The sequence below is a fragment of the Synechococcus sp. MU1611 genome (assembly GCF_020514255.1).
Lineage (GTDB): Bacteria > Cyanobacteriota > Cyanobacteriia > PCC-6307 > Cyanobiaceae > Parasynechococcus.
Window position 1 is genome coordinate 55,609 of record NZ_VTLC01000007.1, and the last position, 14,709, is coordinate 70,317.

Here is a 14,709-nt window from a genome sequence, read left to right on the forward strand (position 1 = left end):
CTCAGAACCGGAAGAACACCTGCAACTGGCTCTGCCAGGTGCCGTTGGCATCCACAGCCCCAGACACGGTGGTGTTCGGCGTCAGCCGATAGGAGAGGGTTGCCTGGGGAGGAACATCTGTCGTGTTCGGTGCAGCCAGAACGGAGAGGTCGAACTTGTCGGTCAACGCCACACCAAACTCCGTCACCACTGTGAGTGTTGGCGAAATCTGGCCGGAGGTGCGCTCCTTCTCTGATTTCACATCGGGGTTGACGTAAGTCGGAAAAATCGCCACCTGGAGCCGTTGCCCCATGGCATCGGTCAAGGTGCCCAGCACCGGTGAGAGCAGCGACTGACTCAGCATCGTGGCCAAAGCAGCACCACCGTTTCCGCCCAAAGAGGCCAGGGAATTACCACCGATCAGACCCAACAGCTGCTGCTCGCTCATAGGTGGTGTGCTGCGTAGAACAAGATTTTCTTTGTCAACCAGACGGTTGGCCGGCCCGGTGGCCTGGACCATGACCTTCACCAAGCGGAGCTGACCACCCTCGGCATAAGCGCTGCCCGTGCCATTGGAAGCAAATAGGTTGGCACTGGTGATCTGATCGCTGCTGCCCGCGCTGACGGTGTCGGAGACCCTGGCTTGCATGGCGATATCCACATAGGGCACCAGACCCAGCGAGGGAGTAAACACCGCTGCATTCGCCGCCTGCGGATCCAAACGCAGTGGAGCAAGGGGAGGAATCCAGATCCTGCCGGACTTGAGCCGGATCAAGCCTCGCGCCTCCAAGGAGGGATCCAAGGGGCCGTTCAACGTGACGGCGCCTTCCCCTTTGAAGCTGATCCAAGGGGGCATCAGCACCTCGATATCAGGGCCCAGGGCCAGTCGAAGATTTTCAAAGCGGATAGCCGACAGTTTCGGCATGAACCGTTGCAGCTGATCCGGACCTTGGATGGATCGGTTGGGGCCCATTAGGACCAGAGGTTCCTGGAAGTCCCACTTCTCCGCCAGGAGTTGCATCACCGATTCGGAACCGGGCTGTACCTCCTTTGAGGGGCCCTCAACACCGGTGGGAACGAGGGTTTGAAGTCCGCGCCGCCGCAGCCGTCCGAAGAATCCGGACTGCGGCCGAAGCGTGCCTCGAGACAGGGTCAGATCTCCAGAGATGATGGGTTGCAACAAAGCACCGGAGACCTGCAGTTCACCATCGGCCTGGAACTGCACGATCGGCTGACGAATCTGACCTTGGCTGAGTTGCAAGGTGAGGGGTGGAGCATCGCTCCGGGGAGCAAACAGGCCGAGCGTTCCTGATCCACTCAACTTGCCGCCGCGGCCCACCTCGGCCTCAAGGCGTTGCACCAACACCCGATCGAAATCGAAGAGAACCGAGGCGTTGATCCGGCTCAGCGCCTGTTCACCGATGCTGAGGTCACCGTTGGTGACGACAAGAAAGCCATTGGCTTGGGGTTGCTTCAGGGGCCCGCGCAACAGAAGTCGCAGATCCGTGCCCCCCTGCTTGACCGTCAGCGAATCGCCCGCCAGAAGCGTCAAAACGCCAAGGGCATCCCCATGGCTTTCGATCTTCAGGTTCAGATCGGCATCGGGGTCGAAGGGAACGACCCCCGAAACGATGATGGGTTCCTTACTGTCCCCCCCCCTCAGGGCGAGATCCAGGCGGATCAAATCACGGTCGACGATGACCGATCGCTGCTCCAACTGCAGGGGTTGGCCCGCCAGACTTGCGGACTCGAGCACCAAATCGGAGACCAGCAGGGGCGCATCTCCGCTGAGGTCGTAACGGCCGCGGATGCCAACGCTGCCGCGCAGCTGCGGCGGAACAGGTGCCAGCAACGCCAGCAGCGGTAGCGGGACCTGCAGCAGCGAGAGGTCACCAGATCCACCGAACAACGGCCCACGCAATGTGGCGACCATGGGTTCGAGCTGGAGAGCCTTGGCCTGGTCGTCCCCTTCAATCCACAGATGGGCCTTGGCGATGAGATCGGCCTTCAGATGCTTTGGATCAGGACCCTGGATCGTTCCCGAAACATTGACCCGTCCTTCCAAGCGCTCCAGTTCTGGTCCTTTGCTGGGATGGGCCAGGGCATAAGCCTCGAGAGCACGTCGCGATTGCGCCAACGCTTGTAACTGCCCATCGAGGGAACCGCCGAAAGTATTGATGAACAGAGTTCCGAGATCCTCGGCACGCCCAGAGGCCAGACCGGGATGGGTGTCGTTCCCTCTCAATTGACGGGAAATGAGCGTCAGCCAGGTGACATCAAGACCTTCCGCCTCGATCTGGCTATGCATCCGCCCACCTAGATCTCCACGGCCCTTCAGCCGGATGCTGCCTACCAGGGGGATAAGCGTTGCATCTGCCTGAAAACGTCCGTCCGTCAGGGATCCCTCCACATTGAGGCTCTCCATGGCGATTCCTGCCAAGGAGGGTTCAGCGATCGCAGCAGACCCACTGACCGCGAACGGGGCCATGGCCAGGCTCCCCTCACCCGTCAGCTGGCCAGCCACCGCTTTGGGCTGGTTGACCGGCGTAACGATGAATCGAAGACCATCGATGTTGAGGTCCGCTGCACTCCATCGGTAGCGGCGTTGCCCACCTCTGGGCGCCACACCATCCAGGCGCAACTGCCCCTCGCCACGGTCCAGACGCACGGCCTGAGGCCAACCATCTGCGGCGAGCTCGGCCACGAGCAAGCCGGGCACTGAGGGCTGCTGGGCCGCCATCTCAAGACGAGCGCCACGGCCGAGCACACCACTGAGGCGCCCTTGCCAACGCTCGGGAACCTGCAAGGCCCCGAAGCGGGGTTGGTCCAGCATCAGCCTGATATCTGTCTGAAGGGCTGACAGTGCACCGTTCAGCCGCCCCCGCGCCGCCACCCGGCCGTTCAAAGGCGTGCCGACCAAGGGGCTGAAGCGGCTCATTTCCAGAGGTTTGAGTTCAAAGCCGCTCTGCAGTTCACCGGCTTGCAGCCGCCCCTGCTCCAGTTGCAAAGGCAGGCGCGCTTCCGCCCGCAGCATCGGGCTGGTGAAGCGATCCAGCACCAGAGCCGAATCAGCCGTGGACCATCGGGTCTGGAACGACCAGCGCTCCAGAAGAGGATTCACCGCCTGGCCAAGCTTCAGGGTCAGATCCGGTGAGGGCAAAGCACCACTGACGTCAACGGCTCCAAGGATCGGAGCGGTTTGACCCAACCCTGCCTGAAGCGACGGGACGGCAGACCAGAAGCGGGGATCAATCTGCAGCTCGGTACTGCGCAGATCCAGGTTGGATCCGATCGTTCCAGCAAGCCCGAAGCGAAGTCCAGGGGCGCTGAGCCGGAGCCGGTCCACCAAAACAGCCGGTTGCTGAGGTTGAAGCCAAGGGGTGCGCCACTGACCATCCAACGTCAGAGCTGTGTTGAGGCCCATGGTCTCGGGCAGCTGGAGCTGACCATCGGCACTCCACCGGGGCTCCTCCCAGGGGCCCTGGATCCGGAGCTTCAAGCGATCCTTGCTCGCGGGGCTGACATCTGAGCTGCGAACTTCAGCGCGAAGATCAAAGCGTTTGTTCAAAGCCACGGAGCCTGAGGCCAGAGCCTCAAACGATCCGAAACGCAGTGTTGCGGGCTCCAACTTCAGTTGATCACCCTTGCAACCAATGCTGAGGCGACGGCTCTGGACTGACGCAAGTTTGAGACGGTTCAGCCTGACTCCACCCCGGCAGTTCAAGGCGCCACCGGTCCAGCTGATCTGGATATCGCCCTGCAGTTGTCCTGAGGCATCCAAATCCCCCGCGGGGGCCATGACCGTCCCGAACGGTTGCAGGTTGAGCCGATCCAGCCGACTGCGCAGCCTGAAGCTGGGGCGATCCCAGTGCCCTTGACCATCCAGGCGCAACGAGCCTTTGGAGTCGACCCAGCGCAGTGAAGATTCGGTGCTGAAAAATGCCTCCCCCAGCAAAACCGAGCCCTGGCTGCGGAGTTCAAGGGTCTGCCGCTGAGGGCCGAAACGCAGCCACGCGGGATCAGCCAACTTGTACTGGATACCAAGCAGCGGCAGGTCGCCTTCGCCGCTCGCAGGTCCAAACGTCCAGTAATGACCTGCCTCATTGACCTCTAACTGGCCGCGCAGCTTGTGCAGGGTGATCTGCAGAACCGGCTGCAAACGCCGAAGACTGGCCAGGGGCGCAAGGCTGACCTCAAACCCCGCCAGGCTTAGTTCAGAACGATCCGCCTCTGACGGCAGGATCTGGCTGGGGCCAATAGCCATTCCCCAAGGGCGTAATCCCTTGTAAGGACCGAGTTTCAGCGGATGACCAAGAGGAGCCGAAAGAGCTCTTTCCAAGGTGGGACGGAAGCGGGCAACGGTGCGCTCCGCAACACGATCAAGGGCGATGAAAACCGCTGTTCCAGCACCGATCAGAACGAAACTGCCCGCTGCTAGCAAGGCTCTGCGCCGCGTTTTCCCCATCAGACGCGACGGACATCCCGGAATCTCGCGCAATATAAGGAGACTGTTTTCAGTCCACCAGACCCCATGTCCTTCGATCAGCTGCTGCTTACTGCCGCTCCCTGGCTGGGCTGGTCCGGTCTTGGGCTGGGAGTGCTGACAGGTGTTGCCTTCCTCGCCCGTTGGGGCATCCGTTTTCGCCTGGTCGGCGTCAGCAGCTTCACGCTGTTGCTGGCGGTCAGCTGCTGGGCATTCGGCGTGAGCTACACACCACCCGTGGTGGTGGAGGGCGCTGTACGGGCGCCGATCGTGTTCGACAACGGCAACGACCTGGTCGTGGCACAGGTTCCGACCGACCTAGCGCCTTCAACAGTCCAGGCCACCCTGGAGCAACTGGAAGGGAACCTGCGTGGCTCCGGCCGCAGCAGCAGCACTGTGCTGGTGCGGTTACGGGGAATCCAGACAGAAGGCGACGGCCAGGGCCGCCCCGTCATCCTTGGCGAGGTCAGCAAGACCTTTCGTTGATGCCGAACTTCAACGACACGATTCAGGAGCTTCCCCAGTCGTTTCGCAGGGAAAAAAAGGAGCTTGATCAGGCTGGCATCAACCACTGGTCGGCCATCCGCGACCTCACGGATCTGGAGTTGAGCCAACTGGCCCGCAGCGGTCAGGCATCGGCCCGCAATCTCAAACGGCTACGGGGCATGGCGAACTTGGTCTGCGGGTTGGATCTCCCCCCCCAGGACGCCGCGCTGCTGATGCATGCCGGCATTGCCACACCAGCCGCTTTAGCGGCGTGCAGCCCCGAGCGCCTCGTACGCCAGACCGGCAGGCTGGAGCGCAGCCTCGGGACCAAAAGGCCCGCCGTCGTGGATCTGAAGGTGGCCGGCGACTGGATCCGACGCGCCAAACAACTTGCGAACTGACCCCAAGAGCCCTGACTTGCTGTCCAATCCTGCGTAAGAAGAATTGATGAGGTTGTCTCCCCTGCGCACAGCTCTGGTTGCTTTGGCTCTGATCGGGTCTCCCTCACTTGTGGGTGCTGCTGATTCAGATTTGCTCAACAGCGTCAAACGCAATCCTGAAAAAGCCAAGGCGATGTGTCGTTCATTCCGGGACATGAACGACAACGGACAATCGGCCTACTCCAAGAAAGCCACCCGCAAGGTCGCCACAAGTCAGAACCTGAACTTTCAGGATGCGGAAATCCTGGTGACCTACGTCGTGGGGATGCATTGCCCCGATGTCCGCTGAGACCAATGGAGTTCACTGCCGCCATGCGGCGCTGACGCTTCCTGATGGCGTCGTGCTGCAGTCGAGGCTTTGGCACCCCAGCCATGGCGGACCCTGGCCTGCCTTGCTGATGCGGCAACCCTATGGAAGCCGCATCGCCTCAACGGTCACCTACGCCCATCCAACGTGGTGGGCCTCCCATGGATTCCTAGTCGTCGTTCAAGACGTGCGAGGTCAAGGGGAATCTGAGGGCAGCTTCGGGGGATTTGGTCAGGAAGCGGCCGACACCACCGCCACCCACGCCTGGGTTCGCCAACTGCCGGAGTGCAATGGCCGCCTTGGGGCCTACGGGTTTTCGTATCAGGGATTAACCCAGCTCACCGCAGCTGAATCCACGCCGCCACCGGATTGCACAACACCGGCGATGACCGGACTGGACGAACGTCGCCACTGGAGTTGTGAAGGAGGTGCCCACTGGTGGCACCTTGGACTCGGCTGGGGGCTCCAGCTCGCCGCTCTTCAGGCACAGCGACGCGGTGATGCAACGGCATGGCTGGAGATCCGCAGAAGCCTGGAAGACAACCGTTACCTGCGGGACGGGCCTGCACTGCTGGAACGCCATGACCCCGATGGCATGGCTTGGAGATGGTTGCAAAGCGACCCGGCCCAGGAGCAGCAATGGACGGTTCATCACCCCCCCGTGAACTGGCTCCAACGCCCGATGCTGTTAATCGGCGGATGGTGGGACCCGCATTTGGTAGGCCTTCTCGACCTCTGGTGTCGCAGCCAAGCCGCTGGAGGTCAGCCATCACTCCATATCGGACCGGCCTCCCACCTGCAGTGGTGGCCGGAAACCCAGCAGCTCTTGCTGCAGTTCTTCCAAGAGCACTTACAGGATCGACCACCACTGAAGCCGGCGCCAACCAGCCAGCTCTGGAACATCACGCACCATCACTGGGACGCCATCCCCGCACCAGACGCGGTCGAAGCGATCTCATGGGGACTGCGCAGCCAGGGACTGTCCTGCATCGATCCACACGACGGTGCGCTCGTGACGGATGGAGAGGGAGAGGGCGGCGTAAGCATCGTTCATGACCCCTGGCGACCGGTTCCAGCCATTGGTGGACACCTCGGAACAACCCCTGGCCCCGTTGACCGGTATGCGGTTGATCAACGCAGCGATGTCGCAACATTCACCTCTGAACCTTTGGGGGCTGAACTGCTGCTGTCGGGTCAGCCGTTGCTGCTGCTGAACGCCCAAGCAGACCAGCCAGGGTTTGATCTCTGCATCAGCCTGTCGCGCCTGCCTGCTGACGGCAACACAGTTGAGCAACTGAGTACGGGCGTCCTGCGAGTACGAGGGGAAGAGGCGCTGACATCAGCGATCCGCAACGTGACCCTTCAACCCCTTCAGGCCGCACTGGCTCAGGGAGATCGCTTGCGGATCTCAATCGCAGCAGCAGCGTGGCCTGCCATTGGCGTCAACCCTGGGCACGACGGCGTGCCCTGCGGAGCACCAAGCCAGGAGCATCGTGTGGTGACGCTGACACTCGAGCTTGCTGACTCCACCCTGCAGCTGAACCCCTTTACCTCCGGCAGACTGAAGCTCGACTGATGTTTGTGCTTTGAAGCTCTCTGCTGCCCTGCTGGCCATCGCTCTGTCAGCCCCGATGGGGTTGATCAGTCCCGCAGCAGCGGAGGAGCTAACCAGGACTGAACTCACACCAGCCCAGGCAACAGCGGCCGCTGAAGTCCTGCTGGAGGCTCTGAAGGAACGCCAAGGGAACGTGATGCATGGCGCCCTAGCCGCTCCAGTCCAGACCAGTGTTGATGTCAAGACCGTCCAGGCTCGCCTTGACCAACGCGTAGCCATCGAAGCGAGCCGCATTGTCAGCGTGATTCCCGGCTACAACACGACCACGATTGACGCTGTCGTGACCACCGCATCCGGTGACGAAGGGATGCTGATGGTGCTGGACGAGGACGGCAAGCTGCTCGCCTGGAAGTGGACCGATCAGATCCAACCCATCGAAACAACAGCGCTGGAATTCACCCGGGACCTTGCGGCAGGCCGTTGGATTGCCGCAAGGTCCAAGATGTCCTTGCAACTTCAGGAAGAGCTGGCTCCTGGAGACCTGGAACGCAAGTGGACCAAGCTCAGCCGAGTCGCTGGTGGTTTCCGCAAGGTCAAGGACGCTGTAATCGCCCACCAGGGGGGGGATCAGCAACTCGTCCTCGTAGCTGTTGCCTTCGGCAAGGCCACATCAAACTTGTTTGTGATCTTCGACGAACGTGGTCGGATCATCAACGTCGACATTTCCAGGGACTTCGTCTGAAGATCAGCGGATTTGTTTCGTAAATCAGGCTTAACATCGCGCCCAATTCTTAGGTCTCCCATGGGTGTCGCCGCAGTCCTCGACTGGATGGTGCAGGACGGCGAACGGTTGGCGAATTGTCGCCATGACCACCCGTTCGCGGTGCTCGGTCCCCAGCCCTCAGATCAGGGTTGGACCGTGCGGATGTGGATGCCAGAGGCCCAAAGCGTGACCCTGCTGGTGGCTGGCGAACAAATCGCCATGACCACGCCGAACCACCCCTGGGTGTTTGAGGCAGAGATCGGCAAGGACCCTGGCCTGGACTACCGGGTCCGAGTCGAACGAGGCGGCATCGTTCACGAACAGCACGATCCCTGGGCCTTCCGTGGTGAATGGATGGGCGAAATGGATCGCCACCTGTTTGCTGAGGGCAACCATCACCACATCTGGCAAAAGATGGGTGCCCACCTCACCGAGCGAGAAGGCATCACGGGTGTGATGTTCTGCCTTTGGGCTCCCAACGCTCTGAGCGTCTCAGTCATCGGAGATCTGAACTCCTGGGACGGACGCCACCACCCCATGCAACAGCGTCTCGGTGGCATCTGGGAATTGTTCGTTCCCGGACTCAATGAAGGCCATCTCTACAAATACGAAATCCGCACCCAGGACGGCCACTGCTACCAAAAGGCTGACCCCTACGGTTTCCAGCACGAAGTCCGCCCGGACAACAGCTCCGTGGTGGCCCGCCTGAACGGATACAGCTGGGACGACCAGGAGTGGATGCAGAAGCGCGACAGCAGCAACGCGCTCGATCAACCCATCTCGGTGTACGAAATGCACCTGGGCAGCTGGATCCACGCCTCAGCGGAGGAGCCGTGGATTCAACCCGACGGGACCCCGCGCAAACCGGTTCCTGCGGCGGATATGAAGCCCGGTGCTCGCCTCCTCACCTATGCCGAGCTCGCCGATCGCCTGATTCCCTACGTCAAGGAGAGGGGATTCACCCACATCGAGGTGATGCCGATCACCGAGCACCCCTTCGATGGGTCGTGGGGCTATCAGGTGACGGGTTGGTACGCCCCCACCAGCCGCTACGGAACGCCTGATGAATTCCGGGCCTTCGTGGATCGCTGCCACGCCGAAGGGATCGGGGTGATCATCGATTGGGTTCCCGGCCATTTCCCGAAGGATGCCCATGGCCTTGCTTTCTTCGATGGTGCACACCTTTACGAACACAGCGATCCACGGATCGGGGAACACAAGGAATGGGGCACCCTGATCTTCAACTACAGCCGCAATGAGGTTCGCAACTTCCTTGTTGCCAATCTGATCTTCTGGTTCGAGCAATTCCACATCGATGGCATTCGTGTGGATGCGGTGGCCTCGATGCTTTATCGCGACTACCTGCGTCCCGATGGGGAATGGCTCCCGAATGAGAACGGCGGGCGGGAGAACACCGAGGCGGTCCGCTTCCTCCAGCAAGCCAACCACGTGCTGTTCCAGCACTACCCCGGGGCACTCTCCATTGCGGAGGAATCAACAACCTGGCCGATGGTGACGCAGCCAACGGACATCGGAGGGCTCGGATTCAACCTCAAATGGAACATGGGTTGGATGCACGACATGCTCGATTACTTCGAGCTGGACCCGTGGTTCCGCCAGTTCCATCAGAACAACATCACCTTCTCGATCTGGTACACCTACACCGAGAACTTCATGTTGGCGCTGAGCCACGATGAAGTGGTGCACGGCAAAAGCCATCTCCTGCACAAAATGCCAGGAGATGACTGGCAGAAGTACGCCAACACAAGGGCTTTGCTGGCCTACATGTGGACGCACCCCGGCAAGAAGACGATCTTTATGGGGATGGAATTCGGCCAGCGGGCCGAATGGAACGTTTGGGGGGATCTGGAGTGGGATCTGCTCAACTACGAACCTCACAAAGGCATCCAGCGACTGGTGGATGACCTCAACGTTCTCTACAAGGCGGAACCGGCCCTCTGGCGTGACGACTTCGACCAGTTCGGCTTCCAGTGGATCGACTGCAATGACAACCGCCATTCCGTCATCAGCTTCATGCGTCGGGAGAGCAGCAGCGGCACCTGGCTCGTGGTGGTGGCGAACTTCACTCCCCAAAGCCACTCCAACTACCGCGTGGGCGTTCCGCTCGCGGGCTTCTACGAGGAGATCTTCAACTCCGATGCGGCCAAATACGGCGGCAGCAACCTCGGCAACATGGGCGGCAAACCGACGGAAGAGTGGGGCATCCATGGCTATGAGAACTCCCTGGATCTCTGCCTGCCACCGCTGAGCCTGGTGGTGTTCAAGCACGACCCGAAACGCAGCCTCAGTAGCAGCGACCCTGACAACATCCTGTGACGAAGGTGATGACTATTAGGGGGTGAAGCGCTAGTGGAGCCTTTGATTCAGGTAAGTTTTCGGCTGACCTGACCGGGCTTGATGAGCGACTCTTTACCCCTGCTCCTGCGTGCTGCGCGAGGTGAATCGGTGGAGCGTCCTCCGGTTTGGATGATGCGCCAGGCCGGGCGCTACATGAAGATCTACCGGGACCTACGTGACAAGTACCCCAGCTTCCGTGAGCGGTCCGAAAACCCTGATCTCTCCTATGAGATCTCGATGCAGCCGTTTCATGCCTTCAAGCCTGACGGGGTGATCCTGTTCTCCGACATCCTCACGCCCCTACCGGGGATGGGGATTGACTTCGACATCATTGAGAGCAAAGGCCCCCAAATTGGCGACCCCATCCGAAGCATGGCCCAGGTGGATGCCCTGCACCCGCTGAACCCAGCCGAGTCGATGCCCTTCGTGGGCGAAGTTCTGGGACGTCTCCGCCAAAGCGTTGGAAACGAGGCGGCTGTTCTTGGTTTCGTCGGTGCCCCCTGGACCCTCGCCGCCTACGTGGTGGAGGGCAAGAGCAGCAAGAACTACGCGGTGATCAAGGCCATGGCCTTCCGCGAGCCCGACATCCTTCACAAGCTGCTCGACCACTTCGCTGAGTCGATCGCCAATTACCTGCGTTACCAGATTGATTCCGGTGCACAGGTGGTGCAGATGTTTGATTCCTGGGCTGGCCAGCTGAGCCCTGCTGACTACGACACCTTTGCTGCGCCCTATCAGAAAAAAGTGGTGGATCTGGTCAAGCAGACGCACCCTGATACCCCCTTCATCCTCTACATCTCCGGTAGCGCAGGTGTTCTCGAGCGGATGGCCAACACCGGCGTCGACATCATTTCGCTGGATTGGACGGTGGACATGGCGGAAGCCCTGGCGCGATTGCCGGAGCACATCGGTGTTCAGGGCAATGTGGACCCCGGCCTGCTGTTCGGCACCCCAGAGGCGATCGAGGCTCGCATCGATGACTGCGTCCGCAAGGCCCGCGGTCGCAAGCACATCCTCAATCTGGGCCATGGAATCCTGCCGGGAACTCCCGAGGAGAACGGTGAAGCCTTCTTCCGCTCCGGCAAGAGCGTGATGGACCGTCTCGGGGCTGCCGTTTGACCCGCATCCTGGTGACCGGCGCCAGCGGCTGCGTCGGTCAGTACGTCTCCCGCTGGCTGCTGGAGAATTCCGAGGCAGAGTTGCTTCTCTGGCTGAGGGACCCCGCCAAGCTCAATGCTGTTCCTGCAGACCACCCCCGCATCCGCCTTCTGGTGGGGGATCTTCGGGACACAGACCGGTTTGCCCATGAGCTGGCAACAATCAACCGGGTGATCCACACCGCCACAGCCTGGGGTGATCCCGAGCGGGCCGAACAGGTGAATGTGGTGGCCGTGAAGCGGATGCTTGAGCTTCTGGATCCAGCCAAGCTGGAACAGGTCATCTATTTCTCAACGGCCAGCGTGCTCGACCGGCACCTACGTCCACTGCCGGAAGCGCTGGCCTACGGCACGGAATACATCCAAACCAAGGCCCGCTGCCTCAGGGATCTGGAAGAGCACCCCCTGGCCAGCAAAATCATCGCCGTGTTTCCCACCTTGGTGTTTGGCGGACGGGTCGATGGCACCAGCCCCTTCCCCACCAGCTATCTCACCGAAGGCTTGGTTGAAGTGAGCCGTTGGCTGTGGCTGGCCCGTTGGCTGCGGGTGGATGCGAGCTTCCACTTCATCCATGCGGAAGACATCGCCCGCATCTGCGGCCTGTTGGCAACACATCCCCATGAGCCAAACCGTGAGCCCGGTCAAGGGGCGCTGCGCCGCGTGGTCATGGGTCAACCAGCCATTTCAGTGAACGACACCGTGGCCACCCTCTGCCGCTGGCGCGGTGTTGCTCGCACGCCAGGCATTCCGCTCTGGCCATGGCTGATTGAAACGCTAATCCGCGTTCTCCCCATTGAAGTGAACGCTTGGGACCGATTCAGCATTCGCCAGCGACACTTCATTCATGACCCGGTGACGCAGCCGGAACGCTTCGGTGGCAGCAGCCATGCTCCCGACTTAGCAACAGTTCTTTGTGATTCCGGATTGCCCAACCGCGGAACCCCCAGAGCAGAGCGTAAAATTGCTGGATCGACATAGCTCTTTCATGCGCTCCGTCATCCGCACCGTTGCAGCTGCTTGCTGCGCCTTCCTGATGCTGATCGGCCTCAACGTCGGCACAGCTCAAGCTGCCACCGTTGAAGTGAAGCTAGGCACCGACGCCGGCATGCTCGCTTTCGAGCCTGCAACCGTAAACATCAAGGCAGGCGACACCGTCAAGTTTGTCAACAACAAATTGGCACCTCATAACGCTGTCTTCGAAGGCAACGATGAGTACAGCCACTCCGATCTCGCCTTCAACCCCGGCGAATCCTGGGAAGAAACCTTCGCTACTGCTGGCACCTACGACTACTACTGCGAGCCCCACCGTGGTGCTGGCATGGTCGGCAAAGTGATCGTCGAGTGATTCCAAAATTTCTCTAGAAATTAAGGTTTCATCCCAATTGAATTGAAAACCCTGAGCTGTGTGTCAATCACAGCTCAGGGTTCTTTTTTTTGCCAGAAACGATGGATACCTTGGAGTATTGGACGGATTTTGATGGCACGCGCTGCAGGCCTGATCCTGACGCTCTTGATGATCGTCGGTTCGACTGATCTGCTGTCAGCCCCGGCGATGGCGATTGACACATCAGCCTTTGGGCAAGGCGAGCAGATTTTCAACAGCAACTGCGCGGCCTGTCACATGGGAGGCGGCAATGTGATCAGCGCCAAACGCACGCTGAAGATCAGCGACTTGAGCAACCACGTCGAGGCCTATACGAGCGCCCCTTTGGAGGCTCTTGAGCACGAAATCGAGGATGGCCTCAATGCAATGCCCGGCTATGCCGACAAACTGAGTGAAGAGGAGATCATTGCGGTGGCCACCTACGTCGAACAACGGGCTGAATTGGGCTGGTAAGTGCGATGAGTCGTGAAGCTCTTCAAGATTTTCTGCGGGCGATCGAGCATCACCAGGGATTGCGACGCGATGCTGCGCGTTGCAGCGATGACATCGAATTACTGGCCCTGGCCCAGCGCCATGGCTTCGACGTTATCCAGCGAGATCTCAGCGACGATGCTCAGGAATCAGCCATCACTCGCTGGTTTGAAACCAGCAGGATCCAACGCTCCTTTCAATCACCACCCTCTCAATCAAGACCGTCTCAATCAACACCGTCCTGATGGCCGTTGTCACCCTGCTCAGTGATTTCATTGATGGCACCAGCATGGCTCTGGCCGAAGACACCGATGCCGCCGATCTGAACGCCTTCATGACCGCCAATCAAGGCCGGCTCTGGGCGAGCGTGCAACAACGCCGAAGGCAGCGACGTCAAACCGTCGTGCGCCGCGGCCCGGGAACGGTGTACTTCGCAGCGGATGCCACCGGCGCAGCCACTGTGGAGCGCTACCTCAGCAGCGAAACAGGATCAGCAGAGGAAGCAGACGCCATGCAGGCCATGCAGGTCGCAGGGGTGGAAGTTGCACCCCATGTGGGGGCTGACCGCGAGCGCGATGCACTGCTCAACGGTCAATTGCGGGGGCTGACCGACCAAGCCAAGGCCGAGGGTTTCGGCTGAACCAACCGACCACGACCCAATGACGCTTCCCGACAACCCCCTGGGCCTAGAGAGTTTTGAGGAACTGGTCGCCTGGACCGTCTCCTACCTCCACTTCAAACACGCACTTGAGGTCATTGCCTTCACCCCAGAGATCGCGACGGCCTACCTGAACAACTTCAGCGACTTCAAAAGTCGCTACGCCACGGAGATGAAAAAGCAGGACATCCTGGAAGCCCGTCTTCCCAAGGAGATGCGAGAGACGATTGAGGCCGAAAACGCTCACCGTGCATTGCTGAGGCAGCTCCTCAACGGTTGATCAAGCATCAACTCAGCGCACGTCCTGACACGCCAAATCAGACCCTGAATGAGACTGAATCTCACGAAGCGGGATGGGCCTGTTTGGCAGCCTTCAGCACACCGAGGTAGAGGTCTTCGTCAATCTCGCGGATGTCGTACTCCGTCGGCTTCACCCCGTGATGGTGCTCATGGACGACCATCCAACAGCTGCGCTCCAGCTCTCCGCCAGCTGTCGACGACAGCGCCAAACTCTTCTGGACGAGAGACTCCACCAGCTGTGGATCAGACATCGGCCCTTCTCAGTTCGGCGAACTCTAAAAACCCATTCCGGTTTGCCGCCCCCTGGTGAGAGCACCCAACCGAATCCTTCGGTTTGCCCCCTCGGGCCTCGCATCAATCGCCATACG

At 60.5% G+C, this 14,709-nt stretch carries 15 protein-coding genes; 13 read left to right on the forward strand and 2 right to left on the reverse strand.

Annotation, left to right across the window (positions count from 1 at the left end):
• Nucleotide 1 precedes the first annotated feature (1 nt).
• Nucleotides 2-4,444, reverse strand: coding sequence for a translocation/assembly module TamB domain-containing protein (locus FZZ92_RS12285; protein WP_226423323.1), 4,443 nt, complete (start codon nt 4,442-4,444; stop codon nt 2-4).
• 66 nt (nt 4,445-4,510) lie between these two features.
• Between FZZ92_RS12285 and FZZ92_RS12290 the strand changes: the two genes are divergently transcribed.
• From FZZ92_RS12290 to FZZ92_RS12350, 13 genes are all read left to right on the forward strand, one after another.
• Nucleotides 4,511-4,948: a Ycf51 family protein gene (locus tag FZZ92_RS12290; RefSeq protein ID WP_166016685.1), complete on the forward strand. Its 438-nt coding sequence runs from the start codon at nt 4,511-4,513 to the stop codon at nt 4,946-4,948.
• Nucleotides 4,948-5,349: a DUF4332 domain-containing protein gene (locus FZZ92_RS12295; protein ID WP_226398451.1), complete on the forward strand. Its 402-nt coding sequence runs from the start codon at nt 4,948-4,950 to the stop codon at nt 5,347-5,349. Before FZZ92_RS12290 ends, FZZ92_RS12295 begins: the two co-directional genes overlap by 1 nt.
• Before the next feature lie 46 nt (nt 5,350-5,395).
• Nucleotides 5,396-5,677 (forward strand): hypothetical protein, encoded by a 282-nt coding sequence (locus FZZ92_RS12300; protein ID WP_226423324.1) that lies wholly within the window; start codon nt 5,396-5,398, stop codon nt 5,675-5,677.
• Complete coding sequence (locus FZZ92_RS12305; RefSeq protein WP_226398449.1) at nt 5,667-7,271, forward strand: CocE/NonD family hydrolase; 1,605 nt, start codon at nt 5,667-5,669, stop codon at nt 7,269-7,271. The genes FZZ92_RS12300 and FZZ92_RS12305 overlap by 11 nt, the downstream gene beginning before the upstream one ends.
• Before the next feature lie 10 nt (nt 7,272-7,281).
• Complete coding sequence (locus tag FZZ92_RS12310) at nt 7,282-7,992, forward strand: DUF3887 domain-containing protein (protein ID WP_226398448.1); 711 nt, start codon at nt 7,282-7,284, stop codon at nt 7,990-7,992.
• A gap of 60 nt (nt 7,993-8,052) precedes the next feature.
• Nucleotides 8,053-10,350 carry a 1,4-alpha-glucan branching protein GlgB gene (glgB, locus tag FZZ92_RS12315; protein ID WP_226398447.1) on the forward strand — a complete coding sequence of 766 codons (2,298 nt, stop codon included), beginning with the start codon at nt 8,053-8,055 and terminating at the stop codon, nt 10,348-10,350.
• An 81-nt stretch (nt 10,351-10,431) separates the two neighbouring features.
• A complete protein-coding gene (hemE, locus tag FZZ92_RS12320; RefSeq protein ID WP_226398446.1) occupies nt 10,432-11,490 on the forward strand; it encodes a uroporphyrinogen decarboxylase in 1,059 nt (352 codons plus the stop codon).
• Complete coding sequence (locus FZZ92_RS12325; protein ID WP_226398445.1) at nt 11,487-12,506, forward strand: NAD(P)-dependent oxidoreductase; 1,020 nt, start codon at nt 11,487-11,489, stop codon at nt 12,504-12,506. The genes hemE and FZZ92_RS12325 overlap by 4 nt, the downstream gene beginning before the upstream one ends.
• Before the next feature lie 7 nt (nt 12,507-12,513).
• Complete coding sequence (gene petE / locus FZZ92_RS12330; protein WP_186571870.1) at nt 12,514-12,873, forward strand: plastocyanin; 360 nt, start codon at nt 12,514-12,516, stop codon at nt 12,871-12,873.
• A gap of 132 nt (nt 12,874-13,005) precedes the next feature.
• A complete protein-coding gene (locus tag FZZ92_RS12335; RefSeq protein ID WP_226423325.1) occupies nt 13,006-13,365 on the forward strand; it encodes a c-type cytochrome in 360 nt (119 codons plus the stop codon).
• Between the two features lie 5 nt (nt 13,366-13,370).
• Nucleotides 13,371-13,628: a Nif11-like leader peptide family natural product precursor gene (locus FZZ92_RS12340; RefSeq protein WP_226398443.1), complete on the forward strand. Its 258-nt coding sequence runs from the start codon at nt 13,371-13,373 to the stop codon at nt 13,626-13,628.
• A complete protein-coding gene (locus FZZ92_RS12345) occupies nt 13,628-14,023 on the forward strand; it encodes a hypothetical protein (protein WP_226398442.1) in 396 nt (131 codons plus the stop codon). Before FZZ92_RS12340 ends, FZZ92_RS12345 begins: the two co-directional genes overlap by 1 nt.
• A gap of 19 nt (nt 14,024-14,042) precedes the next feature.
• On the forward strand, nt 14,043-14,321 hold the full coding sequence (locus tag FZZ92_RS12350) for a hypothetical protein (protein ID WP_226398441.1): 279 nt from the start codon (nt 14,043-14,045) through the stop codon (nt 14,319-14,321).
• Between the two features lie 61 nt (nt 14,322-14,382).
• On the opposite strand, the gene FZZ92_RS12355 is transcribed toward FZZ92_RS12350, so the two are convergent.
• A complete protein-coding gene (locus FZZ92_RS12355) occupies nt 14,383-14,592 on the reverse strand; it encodes a hypothetical protein (protein ID WP_115023525.1) in 210 nt (69 codons plus the stop codon).
• Between the last annotated feature and the right edge of the window lie 117 nt (nt 14,593-14,709).

What these genes read in the sequence shown, in the direction of transcription:
- FZZ92_RS12350 (WP_226398441.1), top strand. Translation starts at nt 14,043, where the DNA reads ATGACGCTTCCCGACAACCCCCTGGGCCTAGAGAGTTTTGAGGAACTG.
- FZZ92_RS12300 (WP_226423324.1), top strand. Translation starts at nt 5,396, where the DNA reads ATGAGGTTGTCTCCCCTGCGCACAGCTCTGGTTGCTTTGGCTCTGATC.
- FZZ92_RS12340 (WP_226398443.1), top strand. Translation starts at nt 13,371, where the DNA reads ATGAGTCGTGAAGCTCTTCAAGATTTTCTGCGGGCGATCGAGCATCAC.
- petE (WP_186571870.1), top strand. Translation starts at nt 12,514, where the DNA reads ATGCGCTCCGTCATCCGCACCGTTGCAGCTGCTTGCTGCGCCTTCCTG.
- FZZ92_RS12335 (WP_226423325.1), top strand. Translation starts at nt 13,006, where the DNA reads ATGGCACGCGCTGCAGGCCTGATCCTGACGCTCTTGATGATCGTCGGT.
- FZZ92_RS12295 (WP_226398451.1), top strand. Translation starts at nt 4,948, where the DNA reads ATGCCGAACTTCAACGACACGATTCAGGAGCTTCCCCAGTCGTTTCGC.
- FZZ92_RS12355 (WP_115023525.1), bottom strand. Translation starts at nt 14,592, where the DNA reads ATGTCTGATCCACAGCTGGTGGAGTCTCTCGTCCAGAAGAGTTTGGCG.
- hemE (WP_226398446.1), top strand. Translation starts at nt 10,432, where the DNA reads ATGAGCGACTCTTTACCCCTGCTCCTGCGTGCTGCGCGAGGTGAATCG.
- FZZ92_RS12305 (WP_226398449.1), top strand. Translation starts at nt 5,667, where the DNA reads ATGTCCGCTGAGACCAATGGAGTTCACTGCCGCCATGCGGCGCTGACG.
- FZZ92_RS12345 (WP_226398442.1), top strand. Translation starts at nt 13,628, where the DNA reads ATGGCCGTTGTCACCCTGCTCAGTGATTTCATTGATGGCACCAGCATG.
- FZZ92_RS12290 (WP_166016685.1), top strand. Translation starts at nt 4,511, where the DNA reads ATGTCCTTCGATCAGCTGCTGCTTACTGCCGCTCCCTGGCTGGGCTGG.
- glgB (WP_226398447.1), top strand. Translation starts at nt 8,053, where the DNA reads ATGGGTGTCGCCGCAGTCCTCGACTGGATGGTGCAGGACGGCGAACGG.
- FZZ92_RS12285 (WP_226423323.1), bottom strand. Translation starts at nt 4,444, where the DNA reads ATGGGGAAAACGCGGCGCAGAGCCTTGCTAGCAGCGGGCAGTTTCGTT.